Genomic DNA, 20,682 nt, shown 5'->3' with positions numbered 1-20,682 from the left:
ATGCCTGCACCGACCACGGTGGAGACCGTACGGGCCATTGTCGGCGAGCAGCTCGGCTTCGTCCTCCGGGGCGGTGAACCAGGGCCCGACGACGACCTGTGGAACCTGGGGATGACCTCGCTGAACTGCATGGGGATCATGCTCGCCCTGGAGGACGGCTTCGACCTCGAACTCCCCGAACACCGGCTGAACGAGGCCACTTTCGGCACCATACGCTCCATCGCCGCGGCGGTGGAGGAGGCGCTGGCCGGCCAGGACGACCCGAGCGGACGGGACCGGGTCGGCGGCTGATCCCGGCGCGCGCGATGCCGTGGCCCCGGTTCGTTCCGACCGGTGAAACCGGGGAAGGGGGCCGGCGGGCCACGGCGTCGCCGGACGTGAGTGCCCCCCCGTGAGCGCGCTCACCGCTCCGGGGAGTCGCCGGTCCCGCCCGCCATGCGGCGCCGCACACTCAGTGGACGCAGGTCGGTCCACACCTCGTCGATGTGGGCCAGGCATTCCTCGCGCGTCCCCGAAGGACCGGCGCGGTGCCATCCGGCGGGCAGGTCCCGGTCGGTGGGCCACACCGAGTACTGCTCCTCGTCGTTGGCGACGACCTGGTAGCGGCGCTCCTGGCTCCGCTCCGGCTCGGCCCGGAGGATGTCGTTCGTGTCTTTCGTTTCGTTCGTGTCTTTCGTGTCGTTCATGGGAATCAGCTCCTCGTCCGCTCGCCCGCGGCGAGCCAGGTGAGCGCCTCCGGCAGGGCGTTCTGCCAGGCGGCGTAGGTGTGCCCTCCGGCGCCGTACGCACAGGTGACGGCGTGACCCGCGCGGCGCAGCCGCTCTCCGGTCCTGGAAACCCCGGTCGGCAGGTCGTTCCCATCGGCGAGGACGAGGTCCGCCTCCCCCCGGCCGGCGTGCAGATACAGGCGCGACGACACGGCTGCGCGCCCGCCGTCCACCGGCTCCAGACGGTGGTCGGAGAGCGGGCTCGACAGGGCGACCGCGCCCGCGAACCGGTCGGGGCGGCGCAGCGCGGCGCGGACCGCCGCCACCCCGCCGAGACTGGCCCCGAGGCAGAACACCGGCCTCGGCCGCTCCGCCGGCGTCCACGCCTCCAGCAGGGGGACGACCTCGTCGGCGAGCAGATCGACATAGCCGTCGGCGAGGAGTTCCTCACGGCGTCCCCGCCAGGAGCCGGGGCTGACGAAGACGGCTGTGACGGTGGGCACCGCACTCCGTTCCACCAGCCCTTGGAGTATGGCCGGAAGCCGGACCACGTCCACGAACTCGCCACCGTCCAGCACCACGAGCCCCCACCTGGGCACGTCCCCGCCCTGTCCGGCGCCCGAGGCGTAGAAGTCGACGCGGCGCTCGCCGTCGAGGCCATTGGCGCGCCAGGTCGACCGCTCCAGGCGGTACGGAGCGTCCGCCGTCCCGCCTGGGCCGGGCGTCCCGTCAAGGCCGGCAGCGCCCTCCTCCAGCAGCGCCGAGGCGTACGCGGCCGGGGTGCGATGGCGCAGCATCAGCCGCAGCGGCACCTCGCGGCCGAGGAGGTTGCGCACGGCGGCCGTCGCCCGGGGCACCAGCAGCGAGTGGCCGCCGCATGTGAAGAAGTCGTCCGTCCCGGACAGCGGATGCCCCAGAACCGTGGACCAGGCCTCACAGACCCGCTCCTCCAGGGCGTTCGCGGCACCGGCGCGAGCCACCGGGACGGAGGAGGAGGCGGAGGAGGCGGAGGAGGCGGAGGAAACGGAGGAGACGGAAGAGGCGGAAGAGGCGGAGGAGGGGCGTGCCGGGCGCGGCGGCGGCAGTGCCGAGCGGTCCACCTTGTTGCGTACCGTCAGCGGCAGCCGCGACAGCTCGACGATGTGCGCGGGAAGCATGTAAGCGGGCAGGCGTGCGGCCAGGCACCGGCGCAGTTCCGCGGGGTCGAAGGGATGGGAGGCGGCGGGGACCACGTACGCGACCAGCGCCGGACCCGTGTCCAGGTCGGTGGCGACGACCACGGCCGACGCGACCGCCGGCTCGCGCAACAGGGCGTGCTCGATCTCCGACGTCTCGATCCGGTAGCCGCGGATCTTCACCTGCCGGTCGGCGCGCCCCAGGAAGTCGATGGTGCCGTCCGCGAGGTACCGGCCCAGGTCCCCGGTGCGGTACATCCGGGAGCCGGGGGGCCCGAACGGGTCGGGCAGGAAAGCCGCCGCGGTCGCCCCGGGCCGGCGGTGGTATCCGCGGGCCAGCCCGTCTCCGGCCAGGTGGATCTCCCCGCGCATGCCGACGGGAACCGGCCGCAGGTCCTCGTCGAGGATGTAGACCCGGGTGTACGGCACGGCGTGCCCCAGGGGAACCCGCCCGGCCCGAACGGGGCCCGTGGACACGGTCGCCAGGACGGTGCTCTCGGTGGGGCCGTACGACGCGAGGACGCGACAGCCCGGCAGCGCGCGCCGCACCGCCTCGAAGCTGCGGGGGTTGACCACGTCGCCGCCCACCACCAGTTCACGCAGCCCGGCGAGTGCGGCGGGACCACGCTCGACGACGAGGTCGAGTTGGGGCGAGACGAGCTTGAGGGTGGTGACACGGTGCGCTCTGAGCGCGGGGCCCAGCTCCTCCAGCAGCGCGCCCGTGTCCACCACCGCCACTCGGCCGCCATGGGCGAGTGGCGCCCATTCGAGCACGGCCACGTCGAAGGAGAGCGGACCGGTCTGGAGGAACGTCGTACCGGGACCGACATCCAGGTAGCGCGGGGCGCCGGACACCAGCCGCCCCAGGGCGCGGTGGGTGATCGTGACGCACTTGGGCGTCCCGGTGGAGCCGGAGGTGGAAATCAGGTAGGCGGCGCTGTCGGGGTCCGGTGCCGGGAAGGCCCTCGGCACGTCGTCCCCGGCCGGCGCCTCCGGGGCCGTTTCCGTCGTCGCGGCCGGGTCGCCGTCGTACACCAGCAGCGGTACGTCCGTCCCGGGAAGCCGTGCCCGCAGGGCGGGCTGGACGACGAGGAGGATCGCCCCGGCGTCGTCGAGGAGGAACCGCAGCCGTTCGGCGGGAAGACCCGGGTCGAGCGGCAGGTAGGCCGCGCCCGTCAGCGCCACGGCCAGGAGCACCACGGGGACGTCCGTGGTCCGTTCCAGGCACACGGCGATCACCCGCTCGGGGCCCGCCCCGTACGCCGCCAGGCGGTGTGCCAGCCTGGTGGCGCGACGTTCGAGTTCGGCGTAGGACAGCACCTCCCGGGCCCCGGTGACGGCGGCGGTCGTGGGCCGCAGGCGCACCTGGTTCCGTACGAGTTCCACGACCGTGGCCCCGGGGGAGTCCGCCGGATCGTTGCAGCGCCACAGCCGTTCCCGCTCCGCGCGGTCCAGCAGGTCGAGGTCCGCCAGGGGTACGTCGGGCGCACGCGCCCCCTGCTCCAGCAGCCGTACGAAGCGCTCGGCCAGGGCGGTCACGGTGGCGTGGTCGAAGAGGGCGGGGCGGTAGAGGAAACCCGCCCGCAGGCGGCCGTCCACCACCCTGGTGTGCAAGGACAGGTCGAATCGGGCCGTCGTCGGCAGCGGGGGCTCCCAGGCGGGTGGTGTGCCGCCTCCCTCCTCCGCCCCGGGTCGGCCGCCGGCGTGGTTGACCGTGATGTCGAACAGGGGATGGCGGCCCGCACCGGCCCCGGCGCCCAGCGCTGCCACCAGCCGCTCGAACGGCACGTCCTGATGGGCGTCGGCGAACATCCACGCGTCGCGCGTACGCCGAATGACCTGGCGGAACGTCAGCCGATCTCCCGACAGGTCGACGCGGAGAACCACGGTGTTGACGAAGAATCCCATCACGTCGTGGAGCTCGGGGCTGGGCCGGTCGGAGAGCATCGCGCCGATGACGACGTCGTGCTGTCCCGTGAACGCCTTCAGTGTCGCGGCCAGCGCGGCGGTGACCACGACGGCCTGGCTCGCGCGGCTCCGCCAGGCCAGGGCCGACACGGCGTCCGTGTCGTCGGAGGACAGGGTCACGACGGCCTCCCGCCCGGCATCGTCGTCCGCGTCCGCCGTCGGCCTGGGGTGGTCCGTCACCAGCTCCAGTCGCTCCCAGCCGTCCAGCCGCCGCAGCCAGCGCTCGGTCACCGGCCGCAGCGCCTCACTCGCCTGCAACCGGCGCTGCCACAGCGCGTAGTCCCCGAACTGAAGCTGCGGCACCGGCAGCCGGGGGGAACGCCCCTCGCACTCGGCCGCGTACAGTTCGTACAGGTCACGGCCGAACACGTCCATCGACCAGCGGTCGGACACGATGTGGTGCTGGGCGACGAACAGTCCGTACCCGTCGTCCAACCGGGCCACCACCGCCCGTGCGAGCGGTGGCGCGGCCAGGTCGAACGGCCGGCGAGCGGCGTCTGCCACGGCTTCCGCCCAGTCCTTGCCCGCACAGCGCACCGGAACGCGCACCCCGTCCCGGAGCCGCGCGGTCACCGTCCCGTCCTCTCCCAGGACGAAGGCGGTACGCAGGATCTCGTGGCGCCGCACCAGCGCGTCCAGCGCGCGTGTGAGCGCGTCCGGATCGACCTCCGCCCCCCAGTGCCAGCCGCCGGTGACGTGGTAGCGGGCACCGTCGTCCGCCTGGCGCTGCCACCACAGGCGTTCCTGGCCCGCCGACAGCGGATGGCCGTCCGGCCGGGGAGCCCGCTCCAGCGGGTACGGGTTCATGATTCGCCGTTCGATGCTCACTGCGCGCTCCTCGCGTTCCCCGTGATGTTGCGGCGGCTTCGGGACGGGACGACCTCGGCGTCTTCTGCGGAGGGGAAGGTGTCGGCGCGGGCGAACGTCACGCCGCGGAGATCATGCCGACCGCCGCGACGGCCGCGCCGATGCCGACCAGCTGCCACGGACCCGGCCGCTCACGCAGGATGGCGAGCGCCAGCAGCACCGTAACCGCGGGATACAGCGACGCCAGGACGGCGACCAGCCCGAGCTGCCCCTCCCTCAGGGCCAGGACGAGCACCAGGTTCCCCGCCGACGCCAGCACCCCCGACGCCACGGCCGTACCCAGCCGGCGCGGGGGTGCCAGGGGCTCCGCCCGCCGTTTGACCAGCCAGCCGACCCACACGACGACCACCACCGCCGAGGCGATGCGGGCACTGAGGACGGGGGCGACACCCGAGTCGTCCGAAATACGGCTGAACAGGATGTAGTAGAGGGCGAATCCGCTTCCCGCGACCGCGCCCAGCACCATGGGGAGCGGACGCCACAGCTCCGCCCCGCCGGCGCCGCCCGGCGCGGCTTCGCCCGACGACCTGCCGGGCAGGCTGACGGCCGCGACCGCGATCACCCCGACAACGATCCCGGCCCACTGCACCCCCGCGACGCGCTCCCCGAAGAACACACCTGCCACGACGGGCAACGCGCTGGACACCACCCCGGAGACCGGTGCCACCCCCGCCATGGCCCCGATGGACAGCGCCTTGAACAACAGCAGAAGACCCGCGCAGTCCGCGACACCGGCCGCGGCTCCCCACAGCAGGTCCCGCAACGTCGGATTGCCCGTATGCGCCGCTGTGGCCACCAGCAGGGCGACACAGCCGGCGAGTTGCGCCGCGAGGGCGGTCGAGGCGAGACCCGTGCGCCGGGTGGAGAGCCCACCGAGGTAGTCGGCGGTTCCGAAGGTGGCCGCGGCGAGCAACGCGAGCCCGGACGCGTTGTGCGTGTCAACCATACGGTCCCCCTTCAGCCCATGGCGAAGAGATCGGGCGGGATGGTCCGGCAGGCGCACACCCTAGCCCGCACCCGCGCCTGTGTTCGATCCCCGGAAGCGAGGGGGCGGAGGCTTTCGGCCACCATGGGCGGCGGTCATGCCTGCAGCGGCAATGCATGGGTAAGCGGTCGAGGATGGGACACAATGGCCTGACGCTCCGTTAAAAAAGGCAGCGCGTCAGCACGAGGTCCGATCAGAGGTGGTCACACAGCTGAGAGGCCCGGCCGGGAGAGTGGGGAGCCAGCCCAGTGTTCTACTACCTGCTCAAATACGTCTTCCTCGGACCGGTGCTGCGGCTGCTGTTCCGGCCGAGGACCGAGGGACTGGAACACATCCCGGAGGACGGCGCCGCGATCGTCGCGGGCAACCACCTGTCCTTCTCGGACCATTTCCTGATGCCCGTCGTCCTCAAGCGGCGCATCACCTTCCTCGCGAAGCAGGAGTACTTCACGGGCCCCGGCGTCAAGGGCCGGCTGACCGCCGCGTTCTTCCGCAGCGCCGGGCAGATCCCGGTGGACCGCTCCGGCAAGGAGGCCGGCCAAGCGGCGATCCGCGAGGGGCTCGGGGTGCTGGCCAAGGGCGAGCTGCTGGGCATCTACCCGGAGGGGACACGCTCGCACGACGGGCGGCTCTACAAGGGCAAGGTCGGGGTCGCCGTCATGGCCCTGAAGGCGGGGGTTCCGGTGATCCCGTGCGCGATGGTCGGGACGTTCGAGATCCAGCCGCCCGGCCAGGTCGTACCGAAGATCAAACGGGTGACGATCCGGTTCGGTGAGCCGCTGGACTTCTCGCGGTACGCCGGGATGGAGAACGACAAGACGGTGCTGCGTGCCGTGACCGACGAGATCATGTACCGGATCCTCGCGCTGTCGGGCCAGGAGTACGTGGACGACTACGCGGCCAGGGTGAAGGAAGCCCAGCAGGGCTCCCAGCCGCGGAGGTTCCCGAAGTTCCGGCGGTGAGCGGGGCCGCCGCCGGGCGCACCATCGCACGGGCGGACCGGCACGGAGTTCTCACCCGGCGGGCATGGTATCGGCACATCGGGCAACACGGACGTTCACAAGTCCCCCCAAAACAGGGAGAGTTCCCATGGCCGGTTACGGCACCAGCGGTACGCACGGGCAGGCGCGGTCCCGTACGAACGGTCTCGCCATCGCCGGGCTCGTCTGCGGCATCATCGGCGTGCTGTTCCTCAACGTCATCCTCGGGCCGCTGGCCATCATCTTCGGCGCGGTCGGCCTCAGGCAGGCGCCGGTCAAGAACGGCGCGGGCATGGCGAAGGCCGCGATCGTCCTCGGCATCGTCGACCTGGTGGTCTTCGCCATCCTGCTGGCCGTCGCCGCGTCGTCCGGCGGCTTCACCTGGTACGTCGGCGGCTGACCGGGCGGCCGTCACAGGGGCACCAGCGCCGTCAGCGCCTCGTCCAGGACGCGCCGCAGGCACAGCGCGTCCGGGGCGACCGCCGTCACCAGGGCGGCGGGCCCGGCGAGGGGCGTGATGGCGGCGGTGTCGCCGATGAGGCGCGGCTCGGCCGGCTTGTCGTCGAAGTCCGGGTCCACCACGAGGAGTTGACCGACGGCCCGGTGCCCCGCCAGCACCGCTCCCCCGTCCCAGCCGCCGGCCGCCCCCGGACCGTAGGACAGTTCCTGGTCCAGCAGGGGGCGGCCGGCTCGGTGGACGGTGAGGCGGGTGGCGAGGGTGCCGGGCCGTTCGCCGTGGCGGCCCAGGATCTGCTCCTCGCGCAGGACGAGCCGGGCGCCGGCGGCCAGTTCGACCGTCGTACGCATCCGGAGATCGGAGCCGTACGCGGAGATCAGCTGCTCCGGCAGCCAGCGCAGCTCCGCTCCCTCGCCGACCGTCAGCCGCACGTCGTACGTCGCCGGCCCGGCGGCGCCCCGGCCGGGCAGCGCGACCGTCGCGGCCGCCGAGTCGACGGTGAGCCGCGCCCCGTCCCGTACCACCGCCTCGACGGCCAGCCGGTCGCCGCCGAGCGGCGCGGTCATCGCGCCGACGACGGTGACACGGGTGTACGGGCCGGTGGCGCGGGTGCGGCGCAGCGCGAGCGGCCCGGCGCTCTCCAGTACGGGCAGCCCGGCGGGGGTGGCCTCGATCCGCGCGGTGGCGTGGACGCTCATCCTCGGGCGTTCCAGGCGGCGAGCCGGCCCCGTACCCACTGCGCGACCGGTGCGACACCCTGCTCGCCGGTGAGCGAGGTGAACAGGACGGGCAGGTCGCCGCGCTGCTCCTTGGCGTCGCGGGCCATCCGCTCCAGGTCGGAGCCGACGTACGGGGCGAGGTCGGTCTTGTTGATGACGAGCAGGTCGGCGGTGGTGACGCCGGGGCCGCCCTTGCGCGGGATGTCGTCACCGCCCGCGACGTCGATGACGAAGATCTGGGCGTCGACGAGGCCCTTGGAGAAGGTGGCGGTGAGGTTGTCGCCACCGGACTCGACCAGGATGAGGTCGAGCGGGCCGACCGCGTCCTCCAGGTCCTCCACCGCTTCGAGGTTTGCGGAGATGTCGTCGCGGATCGCGGTGTGCGGGCAGGCGCCGGTCTCCACGGCCTGGATGCGCTCGGGCGGCAGGACGGCGTTGCGCAGCAGGAACTCGGCGTCCTCGCGGGTGTAGATGTCATTGGTGACGACGGCGAGGGACAGCTGGTCGCGCAGTTCCCGGCACAGGGCGGCGACGGTGGCGGTCTTGCCGGACCCGACGGGTCCGCCCAGGCCGATACGCAGGGCGCGGCGCGTTCCGTCGGGGCGGTGGGCGTCGGCGCTGACGGCGGCGGGGCCGGTGTGGTCGTGGTCGAGGTGCATGACTTCTCCAGGGTTCTCAGGAGGCGAACAGGCGTACGGGCCAGGCCGCGTGCTGCTCGGCCGTGATGTCGAGCAGCGGCGCGGACGCGGCCGGCAGGGCGTCGACGCCGCCGCGGGCGGCATCGGCGGCCCGGGCGGCGACCTGGTCCATGTCGGGCGCGAGGCGGGCGAGGACGGCGGTGGCCTGGAAGGGGTCGAGGCTCAGCAGGCGTACGGCGGCGGTGGCGGGCCCGCTGACCGTCTCGTACGCCACGCAGTGCGCCGCGTCCTCTGGGCCGAGGCCCGCCGCGCGGGCGGCCAGCCCGAGGACGACGGGCTGGTGGGCGCCGCGCGGGAACGCCCGGGCCAGCGCGTCGAGTTCGGGGCTCGGCCAGGTGGCGCGGGCTGCCCGCAGCATCTGGCGGCCGAGCTTGCGGGCGGTGGCGCGCAGCGCGGGTGAGGGGGTGCGGGCGTCGGCGGCCTCGTCGAGCGCGGCGGGGTCGTGGCCGAGGGCGGCCGCGGCGGCGAGGGCGGCCGCGGTGAGCCCGCTGGTGTGCAGGCGGCCCCGGCAGAAGGACTCCAGGTCGCGGGCGTCACGGATGCGTCCCGCCTTGACGGCCGGTTCGGCGCCGCCGGAGTGGGCGTGGCCACCTGCGGGGAACCGGCCGTCGGCGAGGACGAGAAGAGCGGACCGGGACATCAGAAGAGGAAGTAGCGCTGGGCCATGGGCAGTTCGGCGGCGGGCGCCGGGGCGACCGGATCGCCGTCGATCGTCACCGTGAACGTGTCGGCGTCGACCTCGACGCGCGGCAGGGCGTCGTTCTCGCGCATGTCCGCCTTGGTGACGCCGCGGGTGTTCCTGATCGCCACGAACTCCTTGGTGAGGCCGAGCCGCTGCGGCAGACCGTCGTCGAGGGCGGACTGCGTGACGAAGTTGAACGAGCCCGCCGCCGCGGCCCTGCCCAGCGCGCCGAACATGGGGCGGGGCATGACCGGCTGGGGCGTGGGGATCGACGCGTTGGCGTCGCCCATCTGCGCGTACGCGATCTGGCCGCCCTTGATCACGGTCTGCGGCTTGACGCCGAAGAACGCCGGCTCCCACAGGACGAGGTCGGCGAGCTTGCCGGTCTCGACGGAGCCGATCTCGTGGTCGAGGCCCTGCGCGACGGCCGGGTTGATCGTGTACTTGGCGACATAGCGACGTACGCGGTGGTTGTCGGCGCGGCCGTCGCCGGGCAGAGCGCCCCGGCGTCGTTTCATCACGTGCGCGGTCTGCCAGGTCCGCAGGATCACCTCGCCGACGCGTCCCATGGCCTGGGAGTCGGAGGAGATGATCGAGATGGCGCCCATGTCGTGGAGGATGTCCTCGGCCGCGATGGTCGAGGGCCGGATGCGGGACTCGGCGAAGGCGAGGTCCTCGGGGACGGCCGGGTTGAGGTGGTGGCACACCATCAGCATGTCGAGGTGTTCGTCGAGCGTGTTGACGGTGTGCGGCCGGGTGGGGTTGGTGGAGCTGGGCAGGACGTACGGCTCGGAGACCACGGTGATGATGTCGGGGGCGTGACCGCCGCCCGCGCCCTCGGTGTGGTACGCGTGGATGGTGCGGCCCGCGATGGCGGCGAGGGTGTCACCGACGAACCCGGCCTCGTTGAGCGTGTCGGTGTGGATGGCGAGCTGCGCGCCGGTCTCCTCGCACACGCCCAGGCAGGCGTCGATGGCCGCCGGGGTGGCCCCCCAGTCCTCGTGGATCTTGAACCCGAGGGCGCCGCCCCGCAGTTGGGAGTGCATCGCCTCGCGCGAGACGGTGTTGCCCTTGCCGAGCAGTCCGATGTTGACGGGGTACGTCTCCAGCGCCTCGAACATCCGGGTGAGGTGCCAGGGGCCGGGGGTGATGGTGGTGGCCTTGGTGCCCTCGGCGGGCCCGGTGCCGCCGCCGACGAGCGTGGTGATGCCGGAGGTGAGCGCCTGCTCGACGACGGTCGGCGAGATGAAGTGGATGTGCGCGTCGATGGCCCCGGCGGTGACGATCTTGCCGTTGCCCGCGATGACCTCCGTCTCCGGGCCGATGACGAGGTCGGGGTGGACGCCGTTCATGGTGTCGGGGTTCCCGGCCTTGCCGATGCCGGTGATCCGGCCGTCGCGGATGCCGATGTCGGCCTTGACGATGCCCCAGTGGTCGACGATGACGGCGCCGGTGATGACGGTGTCGGGGGCACCCTCGGCACGCGTCGTACGGGACTGGCCCATGGACTCGCGGATCACCTTGCCGCCGCCGAACACCGCCTCGTCGCCCGCGCGGCCGGGCCCGCCGCAGCGGTCCTCCTCGATCTCGATGAGCAGGTCGGTGTCGGCGAGCCGGACGCGGTCGCCGGTGGTGGGGCCGAAGAGGTCCGCGTACACGGGCCGGATCAGTTCAGGCATCGAGGGGGCCTCCGGTCTGTCCACGCAGGCCGGGGACGACGCGCAGCCCGGCGATCGGTACGAGTTCGACGTCGACGGGGATGCCGGGCTCGAAGCGTACGGCGGTACCGGCGGCGATGTTCAGCCGCAGGCCGCGCGCGGCCGGACGGTCGAAGGCGAGGCCCGGGTTGGCCTCGGCGAAGTGGTAGTGGGAGCCGACCTGGACGGGCCGGTCGGCGGCGTTGAGCACGGTGAGGCGGGTGACGGGGCGGCCCGCGTTGAGGGGCACGGGCTCGTCCGCGTACAGGATCTCTCCGGGAATCATCGAAGCGCCCCCTTCACACGATCGGGTCATGGACGGTGACGAGCTTGGTGCCGTCGGGGAAGGTGGCCTCGACCTGGACGTCGTGGATCATCTCGGGGATGCCGTCCATGACGTCGTCGCGGCTGAGCACCTTGCGGCCGGACGCCATGAGTTCGGCGACGGTGCGGCCGTCGCGGGCGCCCTCCAGGATGTGGGAGGTGATGAGGGCGACGGCTTCGGGATGGTTGAGCCTCACCCCGCGTGCCCGGCGCTTCTCCGCCACGTCGGCGGCCACGTGGATGAGCAGTCGCTCCTGCTCGTGCGGCGTCAGTTGCACGTTTCACCTCACAGTCTCCCGCCCGATGTGATCCCGGGCGCAGCGGGACACTATCCGGCTTCAACACTCTGTTGACCTGCAGGAACGAGTGTGGCGCAGAGATATTTCAATCTCGGGCACAAGTTTTTCCGGGAGGTTAACTGGCCCTTTGCTCGCTCATGGACCGAAGGCGCCGCCCGGACCGCCGTCACGAGCCGGTCGTACAAAGTCGTATACGGAGCGGTCCACGTGCCCGACGCCCGTGCGCGACCAGGGCGTTGTCCGACCGGGCGGCCGTAGTATCCGGGGCGATCACGTCATCATGAGGGGGGCAGACATGACCATCCGCAGGAGAAGACGCACGACACGCACCATCGGGTTCGCCGTCGTCGCACTGGCGGTGGGCGGGCTCGCTCCGGCCCCGGCCGCGGCGGCACCCGCCGCGACGGACGGGGGCGAGGCCGTCATCACGTTCGGAACGCTCAACGGCACCGGGAGCCCGGAGGGGATCGCCCTGGGCGGCGGCCGGCTCACGGTGGTGGGCTGGGCGGACACCGGAACCGGTCGCGGGCTGTACGAGTACGACCTGCCGGCCTCCGGCGGCCTGGAGCCCGGCCCGCGGCGGCTGGTGCAGGGCGACTTCTACATGGACTATCCGTGCGAGGGCGCGGGCAGCGAGTACTCGTGCGCCGAGTTCGATTCCCGCCTGTGGCCGCTGGGCGACGGGCGCGTGGGCTACCGGACCCCGCTCGACACCCCGCTCGCGTACCACGAGGCCAACGGCGGGAAGGTGCCCGCCGAACAGATCTACGTCACCTCGTACGTCCCGTACGACAACGTGGTGGGGGCGTCCGGGCCGTACATCATCGTCAGGAACTCCGACGGGCCGGGCTCGCTCGTCGGCTCCTTCGACACGTCCGAGACCGGCTCGACGGATGCCCACCGCGTGCCGGGGAGCGCGGCCGCCGTGTGGGGCGACACGCTGTGGAAGCCCGGGACCACGACGGGCACGGTCAGGTCGTACGACCTGCGCAAGAAGACGGAGTCCGCCGACATCAACATCGGCTCGGAGTGCGTGCCGAGCCATCTGCAGGCGGTCGGCCGCTGGCTGTACTGGGGGTGCTACGCCGAGGGCCGCGCCGGGGTGTGGGACCGCTCGGAGGGGCGTGGCATACCGGCGCCGCCGGGGGCACAGCTGGGCGACGGCTTCGTGGCCTGGAAGGACGACTCCGATCCGGACGTGACCCGGCTGCGGCTGAGGGACTTCCACGGAGGAGCCGGTCGGCCCGCGTCCGAGACGGTGCTCGCACAGCGGCCGTCCATCGGCGAGTGGACGGTCGACAAGTTCGGCGGACACGTCGCGTACGTCGACGAGGCGCGCCGTATCCGCGTCCCTGTGGTGACCGTGCCGCGCTCGCCCCTGGCGGTCCTGGGTACGCGCACGAGCGAGTCGGTGGACCTGCGCGCGGCCTCCCCGTCGCCGTGGACCGGACTGTGGCGGCTGAGCCGCCCGGTGGCGTCCTGGAAGCTGACCTTCCGTGACGCGTACGGCAACACGGTGCGGGAGATCTCCGGCACCGACCGGGACGGTGCCGCGATCCGCGCCACCTGGGACGGCCTCGGCGCCGACGGCAGGCCCGCCGTGAGCCGACCGCTCCAGTGGGAGCTGAGCACCGACCTGGGCGACGGCACCGGCCCCTCGGTCGTCAGCCGCGGCACGACGCAGTTGCTCGGCGGGCGCACCGCCCACCGTGACGCCAACGGTGACGGCCTGGGCGAGTACTACTCCATGACCGAGGGCGGCAAGCTCGCCGCACACCGCATCGGCGCCACCGGCGGGGACTGGTCGAGCTCGCCGTGGGACCCGGCGACCCGGTTCATCCCGTTCGGCGACATCGACGGCGACGGCTGCGACGACATGCTGCTGCGGACCACGGACGGCAAGCTGTGGCGGAGCGGCGGGAAGTGCGAGGGCGACTTCGCCCCGTCCTCCGCCGCCAACCCGCACGTGCAGATCGGTACGGGCTGGAACGGCTTCGACGACTTCGCGGTGCCCGGTGACTTCACCGGCGACGGCCGGCCGGACCTGCTGGCCCGGCAGACCACGACGGGCTACCTCTTCCTGTACAAGGCGAACGCGTCCGGCGGCCTGGACGCGGCGGTCCGCGTCGGCACCGGCTGGACGGGCTACCGCCTGATCGGCGCGGGTGACGTCGACGGCGACGGGCACGGCGACCTGCTCGCCCGCGACTCCTCCGGTGAGCTGTGGCGCTACAGCGGCACCGGGCAGGGCACGTTCAAGCCCCGGCAGCTGCTGTTCCAGGACTGGGGCGCCGGGCGCTCCGAGATCATCGGGGTCGGCGACATCAGCGGTGACGGGCTGCCCGACCTGCTGTCGCGCGACACCAACGGCAAGCTGCTGCGCAACAAGGGCGACGGCAAGGGCTCCTTCGGGGCGACCCTGGCCATCGCCACGGGCTGGCAGAACTACCGGTCCCTGTACTGACCGGCCAACTGACCGGCCAACCGGGGGGAGCCATCGCCGGCTGCCCCCGGTTCCTTTTTTGTGGCGCCAGTTTTTGTGGCGTCAGTGACCCGGCCCGTTGCCCGGCCCGTGGTGCGGCCCGTGGTGCGGGCCGCGGTGCGGGCCGCCCGGGCGGTGTTCCGCGGCGATGCCGAAGCGGCCGCGGTCGGCCGGGGCGGAGGACGGGACGTCGCGGACGGTGGAGATGGAGCGGATCACCTGCTCCTCCGCGGCCTCCTGCTCCGGCGCTTCGAGTCGTTCGAGGTCGGCAGCCGACACGAGTGCCACGAGCGGCTTGCCGTGACGGGTCACGACCACCCGTTCACCGCCGTACACCACGCGGTTGATCAGATCGGCGAGCTCCGCCCGGGCTTGCGTCACCGGAATCTCATAGGCCATGCTCCCATCATAACGGCCTGTACGTCCTGTACATTTTTTACAGAGACCCGAGGAGGCACGTCATGAGCCCCGCCGCGCGCCACGTCCTGCCCGAGTTCACCGAGCGCACCAGTTCCGGCACCCGCACGCTCGATCCGTACGCCAAGCTGCTGGAGGAGCGGATCATCTTCCTGGGCACCCCCATCGACGACACCGCCGCCAACGACGTCGTCGCACAGTTCCTGCACCTCGAGTACGCCGCGCCCGACCGGGACATCTCGCTCTACATCAACTCCCCCGGCGGCCCCCTCAGTGCCATGTCGGCCATTTACGACACCATGCGGGTCGTCCGGTGCGACGTGGAGACCACCTGCATCGGCCAGGCCGCCTCGACCGCCGCCGTCCTGCTCGCCGCCGGCGCGCCCGGCAAGCGCATGGCCCTGCCCGGCGCGCGCGTGCTCGTCCAACAGCCCGCCATGGAGGAGCCGTTGCGCGGTCAGCCGTCGGATCTGGAGATCCAGGCGCGGGAGTTGCTGCGGCTGCGCGGCCAACTGGCGGGCATGCTCGCCCGCCACACCGGCCGGAGCCGCGAGCGCGTCGACGCCGATCTGGAGCGGGACACGGTCTTCGACGCGGCCGCCGCCGTGGCGTACGGCCTGGTCGACCATGTCGTCCCCCACCGCAAGCGGTGACCGATGCAGTCACCCGAGCCACCGCCGCTCCCCGCACTCACCCGAGCCGAAAGCGCGTTCGTCGACAGCTGGCTCGAAGTCGTCGACCTGCTGGGGCGGATCAACCCGGCGCGCGCCACCCACACCTACAGCGCCCTGCGCGCGGCACAGGCCCTCGTCGGGCGTGCGACGGCGCTGCGCGACGCCCTGACCTCGATGCACGAGCGCGGTGAGAGCGATGTGCATGCCCATACGCTGGCGCGGGCGTTGCGGGTGCTTGACGGCGAGCGGCGCGCGGGACGCGTGACGGTGCCTCAGAATCGCGGTGTGGGACCGACGTAGCCCTCCCCCGGATGGGCTCAGGAGTACGAGAACCGCTCCCTCGTTCAGCGTACGCAACCGGACGAATTTCGTACGACGCGAGTTGCGCACCCGCTGTACACATCTGGCGGAATATCAGCTTCCGGCCCTGGTAAGGGGATCGTCGGTATCTCGCCGCCCGGCCCCAAATCCACCCTGTCCACCCGAATGGATCAGTCGTGAGGAGCCTCACAAACAGCCGTTTCGACTCGGAATTTCATCCCGACATGGGTCAAGATCCCTGACGACGACAAGCCCCCGCCACCGCGGCGGGGCGGTCCGGGCGGACGCCGAGTCCTGCCGCCGTCCGGATGACTGGTCGACAGGAGTGGATCGGCAGGAGTGGAGGACCCAAGCAGTACGGGTGACCGAACGATGTTCGTCCCATCGGTCGCCCTTGGGGTGAAGCCGCGTCAGCGGCCGGGCAACTTCGCCAGTCCGAACCCGACAGGTCATCCTTCACAGGCGGCTGACGAAGGGTTGCGCAATGACCGCGCAGATTCATGTCCCGTCTCTGCTGTCCCGGGCCGGTGCCGTCTCGGCACTCACCCTCGCCGCCGTCGGCGGCCCGATGCTGGCGCCCGGCGCCGTATCCGAGGCACAGGCCGCCCCGGCACACGCGAGCAAGGCGCTGAACATCGCCGCGTCCAAGAAGGGCGCACCGTACAAGTACGGAGCCGCGGGCCCGTCCCGGTTCGACTGCTCCGGCCTGACGCTGTACTCGTACAAGCAGGCCGGCAAGACCCTGCCGCGCACGGCACAGCAGCAGTACAACAAGACCCGCCACATCTCCGCCTCCAGCCGGCAGAAGGGCGACCTGGTCTTCTTCCATCGCGGGAGCAACGTGTACCACGTCGGGATCTACGCGGGTAACAACAAGATCTGGCACTCACCGAAGTCGGGGTCGGTGGTGAAGCTGGACAAGATCTGGTCGAAGTCGGTCTGGTACGGACGCGTCCGCTGATCCTGCCGTGATCCCGCGGGCATGAGCCGTGGTGCGGGGGTACTCGTCGGGAATGTCCGGCGAGAGCCCCTGCACCGCGCGCAACGAGACGCCCCTGGAGCGTGCCGACCGCAACTTCGCCGAGCTGCTCCAGGAACTGCGCGTCACCCAGACCGGCGTCCAGATCCTGTTCGCCTTCCTGCTGACCCTGGCGTTCACACCGCGCTTCGCCTCCCTCGACTCCTACCAGCGAGGGATGTACGTCGGGACGCTGCTGCTCTCCGTCGTGGCGGCGGTGCTGCTCACCGCCCCGGCCGCGCTGCACCGCACGCTCTTCCAGCAGGGCGCCAAGGCCCGTATCGTCGCCGTGTCCTCCCGCCTGGCGCGGCTCGGCCTCGCCGTCCTGGCCCTGGCGCTCACCTGCTCGGTGTCGCTGGTCGTGGACGTGGTGCACGGCCGGCCCGAGGGGCTGGCGGCGGGCGCCTTCACCCTGCTGGTCTGCGCCGGCCTGTGGGGGCTGCTCCCCCACCTCGTACGGCGCGGGCTCAGCGCCCAGCCACCGGAGCGACCAGTAGCGACACACCCAGGGCGGCGAGTCCGCCACCGGTGACGCCCTGCACGGCCCTGGCGGTACGCGGCCGTCGCAGCCACCGCCCGAGCCGGTCCACCAGCAGCGCGACGGCCGGGAACCAGACCAGGGCGAGCACGACCACGATAGACGCCAGGAGCAGGGTGCGCGGCAGCACGGCCGCCCCGTCGGGCACGAACTGCGGCAGCAGGCTCAGGAAGAGGACGGGCGCCTTGGGGTTGAGGACATTGGTCAGGAACCCCTGCCGGAGGCTGCGCCCTGCCCCCAGCCCCGCCTGCCCCTCGCCTTCCACGGGCCCCGTGGCCCCCTTGAGGGCCCCGCGCACCGCCTGGACGCCCAGGTACAGGATGTACGCGCCGCCGGCGATCTGGAGCGTCCGGTAGAGGACCGGCACCGCGACCAGGACCGCGGCGAGCCCCGCGACGGCGAGGGCCGTGTGGACGACCAGCCCGCCCGCGACGCCCACGGCGCAGGCCACGCCGGCGCGCCGGGAGGCCAGGGAGCTGCGTACGACGACGGTGAAGTCGGCGCCCGGCATGGCGACCATGCCCGCGGCGACTCCGGTGAAGGCGATGAGCTGTGCGTCCATGTCCCCCATCCTGGCTGGCTCCAGGCCTTAGCGTGTATGTGGAATCTTGAGGCCCGGCCTAAAGGAACGCTTAATGTACGACCCCGTACATCTGGCCGCGCTCGTCGCGGTCGCCGAGGCCGGTTCGATCACCCGAGCCGCCGGGCGGCTCGGCTACACGCCGCCCGCGCTCTCCCAGCAGCTCGCCAAGCTGGAGCGGGAGGCGGGCGCGCCGCTGCTCGTACGGCATCACCGTGGCGCCCGGCTCACGGCGGCGGGCGAGGTGCTGGTGGCGCGGGCGCGCCGGGTGCTGGACGAGATGGAACGGGCACGGCACGAGCTGGCGCTGCTGAACGGGCTCACGGGCGGGCGGCTGCGCGTCGGCACCTTCACCACCGTGGGGGTCCACCTGCTGCCGCCGGTGCTCAGCGCGTTCCGGCGCGCCCACCCGGACGTGGAGCTGGCGGTGACCGAGTACGAGCCGCCGCGCGGGGTGGCCGCGGTGGCGGCCGGACACGTCGACCTGGCACTGACGCACGCGTACGAGCCGGCCGGCGCGGAACCGCTGCCGGTGGGCGTGTTCCTGGAACCGCTGCTGATCGAGGAACTGGTACTGGTGACCGCGCCCGGTCACGTCCTCGCCGAGGGCTCGGGACGGCTCCCGGTGGCGGAGCTCTCGGACCAGCCCCTGATCAGCAGCGCCCCGGCGCATCCGCCGCGCCGTGGCGTGGAGGGCGCGCTCCGCGAGGCGGGCGCGCGACCGGCGGTGGTCTGCGAGTCCCCCGGCTACGCCCTGGTGTGCGCCCTGGTCAGCGCGGGCCTGGGGGTGGCGGTGGTCCCGGAGATGGTCGCCGCGATGGACCCGGCGCCCCTGGGTGTACGCCCCCTGGCCCCGGCAGCGTTCCGCCGCACCATCTCGGTCGCCCACCGCGGCGACGAATCCGGCCCGGCCGCCCAGTCACTCCGCGCCCTCCTCCGCGGCGGCTTCGCCCGAGGCGCCGCGTAGGGCCCCGCGACAGCCGGGCGGCAGGCCCTGAGGTGGTGGGCGACACCGACAGACCGGGGCCAAGGGACCGCGGCCGGCCCGCAATGCGGGGGCGGGGTGATGCCCTGAGCCAAGCGGCCGGGGGCCAAGGGGCCACGATCCGGGCGGCGGCGGGGGCGAGCGACCCGGCGGCCCGGAGCCGGCGAGGTGGGGCACGGGCGGGGAGCCGGGGAGCAGGTGCCACGGACCGGAGGCCAGGGAGCCAGGGGCCGGCGAGGTGGGGCACGGGCCGGGGGCCAGCGAGTCGGAGGGCCAGGGCGGCCAGGCCACAGGCTGGATATCAGGGAGGCGGCACACGGGCCGGGGGCCAAGAGCCGGGAGGCGGGGGCGGCGGGCGGCCGTAAGCCAGGGAGGTGGGAGGCGGCGCGCCACGGGCCGGAGGCCAGGGAGGCAGCGCACGGCCGGGGGCCAAGGGGCCGGGAGGCGGGAGCGCCAGGCGGCCGTAAGCCAGGGAGGCAGCGCACGGCCGGGGGCCAGGGGCCGGGAGCGCCGGGCGGCTGGGCGCCGTGGAGGCGGTGGGCGTGGGGGGGTCAGGTCTGGACCGGGACTGTCCAGGGCAGGGCGATCCAGACCGTCTTGCCGCCCTCGGCGGTGGGGGTGACCGAGAGGCGGCCACCGCACTCCGCGGTGAGCCAGCGGATGATGACCATGCCGCGGCCGTTGTCCTGCTGGACGGCGGCGGGCAGCCGCTGCGGCCAGCGCGGGTGGCTGTCGGTGACGCCGATGCGCAGCTGCTCGTCGCGCTCCAGCCGGACGTCCACCGTGAACGTCGGCGACTGGCCGAAGGTGTGCTGGACGGCGTTGGTGGCGAGTTCCGAGACGATCAGCCGGACCGTGTCGGCCGTCTCGGCCTCGCCGGGGAGGCCCCATTCCGCGAGGACGTCCGCCACGTATCTCCGGGCGGCGGAGACCGAGGCGGGATCGCTCGGCAGAGTGACGGATGCTTCCTGATGGTCTGCCATGGCGACGCTGTCCCTTTCCCACCGGGGCCGGACTCCGACACGTACCGGATGTTTTGTGAGGACGGCCTCGGATTGCGCTTCGCGCCAGAGTGCCACTTATGTCGCCCCTGATGGGGGCGATCCACCAAGATCTGCATATATCTGTCGCTCGAAGCGGTGAACTCTGCCACGCGAGACCGGATTTGGGCGGCAAACTGACGGGTTGGCCCTATGGCGGGAGGATGCCGGACAACGGGAGGAGGCGGTCATGCGAGGCACTCGGCACGGCCCGGCGGTGCGTCGGCGCAAGCTCGGCGAGGAGTTGCGCGGGCTGCGCCTGGCCGCGGGCCTCACCAGCCGGGAGGCGGCGCTGCTGGTGGGCTGGCACCAGTCGAAGGTGAGCCGGATCGAGACGGGTACGAGCGGGGTGTCGGGCGCGGACGTGGCGCGGCTGCTCGACGCCTACGGCGTCCACGAGCCGCGGCTGCGCGCCCTGTTGGAGGCGCTGGCGGGCGCGGCGGCGGACGGCGGCGGGACGGGTTGGTGGCATGCGTACCGGGGCGTGATCCCGCCTCCGTACCAGGACTTCATCAGTCTGGAGGCGCATGCGTGCACGGCGCGCACGCTGGAGACATCGGTCGTGCCGGGCCTGTTGCAGACGGCGGACTACGCACGCGCGGTGACGCGGGCGGCGCTGCCGGGTGTTCCGGCGGCGACGGTCGAGTCCTTGGTACGGGTGCGGAGCGCGCGGCAGGAGGTGCTGCACGCCGATCCTCCGCTGCGGCTGGACGCGGTGCTCGACGAGGCGGTGCTGCGGCGGCAGGTGGGCGGCCCGGGGGTGATGCGGGAGCAGTTGCGTCAGTTGCTGGAGTGGGCTCAGTTGCCTCATGTGCGGGTGCAGGTACTGCCGTTCTCCGCGGGCGAGTACGTCGGCCTCTCCGGGTCTTTCGTTATCTTCTCCTTTCCGAACATTTCCGATCTGGACGTGGTTGCTCTTGACCACTTGACGAGTAGCCTCTATCTCGAACGCATGGAAGACCTCGAGGCGTACTGCGCCGCTTTCCGCACCATGCAGGCGCACGCCCTGTCGCCCGAGGAGTCGTCGGAACTCATCGCCGGAATCGGTGACGGCGCGTAGGGAGAGGCA

22 protein-coding genes and 1 riboswitch are annotated in these 20,682 nt (G+C 72.6%); of the genes, 10 read left to right on the top strand and 12 right to left on the bottom strand.

Features of this window, described 5'->3' with window-relative positions; all coding sequences use genetic code 11:
* Entirely contained in the window at positions 1 to 291 is a 291-nt protein-coding gene (locus AMK26_RS17740) for a phosphopantetheine-binding protein (RefSeq protein WP_073756244.1), read from the top strand.
* A gap of 110 nt (positions 292 to 401) precedes the next feature.
* Here the strand turns inward: AMK26_RS17740 and AMK26_RS17735 are convergent, their stop codons facing one another.
* The 3 genes from AMK26_RS17735 to AMK26_RS17725 form a co-directional block, all read right to left on the bottom strand.
* A complete protein-coding gene (locus AMK26_RS17735) occupies positions 402 to 641 on the bottom strand; it encodes an MbtH family protein (protein WP_073756243.1) in 240 nt (79 codons plus the stop codon).
* A 50-nt stretch (positions 642 to 691) separates the two neighbouring features.
* Positions 692 to 4,678 carry a non-ribosomal peptide synthetase gene (locus tag AMK26_RS17730; RefSeq protein WP_073755672.1) on the bottom strand — a complete coding sequence of 1,329 codons (3,987 nt, stop codon included), beginning with the start codon at positions 4,676 to 4,678 and terminating at the stop codon, positions 692 to 694.
* A 97-nt stretch (positions 4,679 to 4,775) separates the two neighbouring features.
* Positions 4,776 to 5,663, bottom strand: coding sequence for an EamA family transporter (locus AMK26_RS17725; RefSeq protein ID WP_073755671.1), 888 nt, complete (start codon positions 5,661 to 5,663; stop codon positions 4,776 to 4,778).
* Positions 5,664 to 5,950: 287 nt separating this feature from the next.
* Between AMK26_RS17725 and AMK26_RS17720 the strand changes: the two genes are divergently transcribed.
* Positions 5,951 to 6,664 carry a lysophospholipid acyltransferase family protein gene (locus AMK26_RS17720; protein WP_073755670.1) on the top strand — a complete coding sequence of 238 codons (714 nt, stop codon included), beginning with the start codon at positions 5,951 to 5,953 and terminating at the stop codon, positions 6,662 to 6,664.
* 127 nt (positions 6,665 to 6,791) lie between these two features.
* Entirely contained in the window at positions 6,792 to 7,082 is a 291-nt protein-coding gene (locus AMK26_RS17715) for a DUF4190 domain-containing protein (protein ID WP_073755669.1), read from the top strand.
* A gap of 11 nt (positions 7,083 to 7,093) precedes the next feature.
* Here AMK26_RS17715 and AMK26_RS17710 read toward each other — a convergent pair whose 3' ends face one another.
* The 6 genes from AMK26_RS17710 to AMK26_RS17685 are packed head-to-tail and all read right to left on the bottom strand — an operon-like array spanning position 7,094 to position 11,537.
* Positions 7,094 to 7,837, bottom strand: a complete 744-nt coding sequence (locus tag AMK26_RS17710; RefSeq protein WP_073755668.1) for an urease accessory protein UreD — start codon at positions 7,835 to 7,837, stop codon at positions 7,094 to 7,096.
* Positions 7,834 to 8,517, bottom strand: a complete 684-nt coding sequence (gene ureG, locus AMK26_RS17705; RefSeq protein WP_073755667.1) for an urease accessory protein UreG — start codon at positions 8,515 to 8,517, stop codon at positions 7,834 to 7,836. The genes AMK26_RS17710 and ureG overlap by 4 nt, the downstream gene beginning before the upstream one ends.
* Positions 8,518 to 8,533: 16 nt before the next feature.
* Positions 8,534 to 9,196, bottom strand: coding sequence for an urease accessory protein UreF (locus AMK26_RS17700; protein WP_073755666.1), 663 nt, complete (start codon positions 9,194 to 9,196; stop codon positions 8,534 to 8,536).
* Complete coding sequence (locus tag AMK26_RS17695; protein ID WP_073755665.1) at positions 9,196 to 10,917, bottom strand: urease subunit alpha; 1,722 nt, start codon at positions 10,915 to 10,917, stop codon at positions 9,196 to 9,198. Before AMK26_RS17695 ends, AMK26_RS17700 begins: the two co-directional genes overlap by 1 nt.
* A complete protein-coding gene (locus tag AMK26_RS17690; protein WP_073755664.1) occupies positions 10,910 to 11,221 on the bottom strand; it encodes an urease subunit beta in 312 nt (103 codons plus the stop codon). Before AMK26_RS17690 ends, AMK26_RS17695 begins: the two co-directional genes overlap by 8 nt.
* A 13-nt stretch (positions 11,222 to 11,234) precedes the next feature.
* Positions 11,235 to 11,537, bottom strand: coding sequence for an urease subunit gamma (locus AMK26_RS17685; protein ID WP_073755663.1), 303 nt, complete (start codon positions 11,535 to 11,537; stop codon positions 11,235 to 11,237).
* A gap of 316 nt (positions 11,538 to 11,853) precedes the next feature.
* Here AMK26_RS17685 and AMK26_RS17680 point away from each other — a divergent pair, with 316 nt between their 5' ends.
* Positions 11,854 to 14,022, top strand: coding sequence for an FG-GAP repeat domain-containing protein (locus AMK26_RS17680; RefSeq protein ID WP_073755662.1), 2,169 nt, complete (start codon positions 11,854 to 11,856; stop codon positions 14,020 to 14,022).
* 81 nt (positions 14,023 to 14,103) lie between these two features.
* Here AMK26_RS17680 and AMK26_RS17675 read toward each other — a convergent pair whose 3' ends face one another.
* Positions 14,104 to 14,439, bottom strand: coding sequence for a type II toxin-antitoxin system Phd/YefM family antitoxin (locus AMK26_RS17675; RefSeq protein ID WP_073755661.1), 336 nt, complete (start codon positions 14,437 to 14,439; stop codon positions 14,104 to 14,106).
* 62 nt (positions 14,440 to 14,501) lie between these two features.
* Between AMK26_RS17675 and AMK26_RS17670 the strand changes: the two genes are divergently transcribed.
* The 4 genes from AMK26_RS17670 (at position 14,502) to AMK26_RS17655 (ending at position 17,002) form a co-directional block, all read left to right on the top strand.
* Positions 14,502 to 15,110 carry an ATP-dependent Clp protease proteolytic subunit gene (locus AMK26_RS17670; protein WP_073755660.1) on the top strand — a complete coding sequence of 203 codons (609 nt, stop codon included), beginning with the start codon at positions 14,502 to 14,504 and terminating at the stop codon, positions 15,108 to 15,110.
* Between the two features lie 3 nt (positions 15,111 to 15,113).
* On the top strand, positions 15,114 to 15,431 hold the full coding sequence (locus AMK26_RS17665; protein ID WP_073755659.1) for a hypothetical protein: 318 nt from the start codon (positions 15,114 to 15,116) through the stop codon (positions 15,429 to 15,431).
* 328 nt (positions 15,432 to 15,759) lie between these two features.
* Positions 15,760 to 15,932: riboswitch (cyclic di-AMP (ydaO/yuaA leader) on the top strand.
* Positions 15,933 to 15,936: 4 nt separating this feature from the next.
* On the top strand, positions 15,937 to 16,413 hold the full coding sequence (locus tag AMK26_RS17660) for a C40 family peptidase (RefSeq protein WP_073755658.1): 477 nt from the start codon (positions 15,937 to 15,939) through the stop codon (positions 16,411 to 16,413).
* A 52-nt stretch (positions 16,414 to 16,465) separates the two neighbouring features.
* On the top strand, positions 16,466 to 17,002 hold the full coding sequence (locus AMK26_RS17655) for a DUF6328 family protein (protein WP_073755657.1): 537 nt from the start codon (positions 16,466 to 16,468) through the stop codon (positions 17,000 to 17,002).
* On the opposite strand, the gene AMK26_RS17650 is transcribed toward AMK26_RS17655, so the two are convergent.
* Positions 16,938 to 17,570 (bottom strand): LysE family translocator, encoded by a 633-nt coding sequence (locus AMK26_RS17650; protein WP_073755656.1) that lies wholly within the window; start codon positions 17,568 to 17,570, stop codon positions 16,938 to 16,940. The genes AMK26_RS17655 and AMK26_RS17650 overlap by 65 nt on opposite strands.
* A gap of 73 nt (positions 17,571 to 17,643) precedes the next feature.
* Here AMK26_RS17650 and AMK26_RS17645 point away from each other — a divergent pair, with 73 nt between their 5' ends.
* On the top strand, positions 17,644 to 18,555 hold the full coding sequence (locus AMK26_RS17645) for a LysR family transcriptional regulator (protein ID WP_073755655.1): 912 nt from the start codon (positions 17,644 to 17,646) through the stop codon (positions 18,553 to 18,555).
* Positions 18,556 to 19,124: 569 nt separating this feature from the next.
* Here the strand turns inward: AMK26_RS17645 and AMK26_RS17640 are convergent.
* Complete coding sequence (locus AMK26_RS17640; RefSeq protein WP_073755654.1) at positions 19,125 to 19,556, bottom strand: ATP-binding protein; 432 nt, start codon at positions 19,554 to 19,556, stop codon at positions 19,125 to 19,127.
* A 247-nt stretch (positions 19,557 to 19,803) separates the two neighbouring features.
* Here AMK26_RS17640 and AMK26_RS17635 point away from each other — a divergent pair, with 247 nt between their 5' ends.
* The gene (locus AMK26_RS17635; RefSeq protein ID WP_073755653.1) at positions 19,804 to 20,673 is read left to right on the top strand and encodes a helix-turn-helix domain-containing protein; all 870 of its coding nucleotides are present in this window, start codon (positions 19,804 to 19,806) and stop codon (positions 20,671 to 20,673) included.
* The last annotated feature ends 9 nt before the right edge of the window (positions 20,674 to 20,682 follow it).

This window comes from Streptomyces sp. CB03234, from assembly GCF_001905885.1.
Classification (GTDB): Bacteria; Actinomycetota; Actinomycetes; order Streptomycetales; family Streptomycetaceae; genus Streptomyces.
This window is presented reverse-complemented; position numbering and strand designations above follow the sequence as displayed.

Excerpts from the sequence above, each read along its gene's own strand:
- AMK26_RS17740 (WP_073756244.1), top strand. The coding sequence starts at position 1 with ATGCCTGCACCGACCACGGTGGAGACCGTACGGGCCATTGTCGGCGAG.
- AMK26_RS17725 (WP_073755671.1), bottom strand. The coding sequence starts at position 5,663 with ATGGTTGACACGCACAACGCGTCCGGGCTCGCGTTGCTCGCCGCGGCC.
- AMK26_RS17715 (WP_073755669.1), top strand. The coding sequence starts at position 6,792 with ATGGCCGGTTACGGCACCAGCGGTACGCACGGGCAGGCGCGGTCCCGT.
- AMK26_RS17710 (WP_073755668.1), bottom strand. The coding sequence starts at position 7,837 with ATGAGCGTCCACGCCACCGCGCGGATCGAGGCCACCCCCGCCGGGCTG.
- ureG (WP_073755667.1), bottom strand. The coding sequence starts at position 8,517 with ATGCACCTCGACCACGACCACACCGGCCCCGCCGCCGTCAGCGCCGAC.
- AMK26_RS17700 (WP_073755666.1), bottom strand. The coding sequence starts at position 9,196 with ATGTCCCGGTCCGCTCTTCTCGTCCTCGCCGACGGCCGGTTCCCCGCA.
- AMK26_RS17695 (WP_073755665.1), bottom strand. The coding sequence starts at position 10,917 with ATGCCTGAACTGATCCGGCCCGTGTACGCGGACCTCTTCGGCCCCACC.
- AMK26_RS17690 (WP_073755664.1), bottom strand. The coding sequence starts at position 11,221 with ATGATTCCCGGAGAGATCCTGTACGCGGACGAGCCCGTGCCCCTCAAC.
- AMK26_RS17680 (WP_073755662.1), top strand. The coding sequence starts at position 11,854 with ATGACCATCCGCAGGAGAAGACGCACGACACGCACCATCGGGTTCGCC.
- AMK26_RS17675 (WP_073755661.1), bottom strand. The coding sequence starts at position 14,439 with ATGGCCTATGAGATTCCGGTGACGCAAGCCCGGGCGGAGCTCGCCGAT.
- AMK26_RS17670 (WP_073755660.1), top strand. The coding sequence starts at position 14,502 with ATGAGCCCCGCCGCGCGCCACGTCCTGCCCGAGTTCACCGAGCGCACC.
- AMK26_RS17665 (WP_073755659.1), top strand. The coding sequence starts at position 15,114 with ATGCAGTCACCCGAGCCACCGCCGCTCCCCGCACTCACCCGAGCCGAA.
- AMK26_RS17660 (WP_073755658.1), top strand. The coding sequence starts at position 15,937 with ATGACCGCGCAGATTCATGTCCCGTCTCTGCTGTCCCGGGCCGGTGCC.
- AMK26_RS17655 (WP_073755657.1), top strand. The coding sequence starts at position 16,466 with ATGTCCGGCGAGAGCCCCTGCACCGCGCGCAACGAGACGCCCCTGGAG.
- AMK26_RS17650 (WP_073755656.1), bottom strand. The coding sequence starts at position 17,570 with ATGGACGCACAGCTCATCGCCTTCACCGGAGTCGCCGCGGGCATGGTC.
- AMK26_RS17645 (WP_073755655.1), top strand. The coding sequence starts at position 17,644 with ATGTACGACCCCGTACATCTGGCCGCGCTCGTCGCGGTCGCCGAGGCC.
- AMK26_RS17640 (WP_073755654.1), bottom strand. The coding sequence starts at position 19,556 with ATGGCAGACCATCAGGAAGCATCCGTCACTCTGCCGAGCGATCCCGCC.
- AMK26_RS17635 (WP_073755653.1), top strand. The coding sequence starts at position 19,804 with ATGCGAGGCACTCGGCACGGCCCGGCGGTGCGTCGGCGCAAGCTCGGC.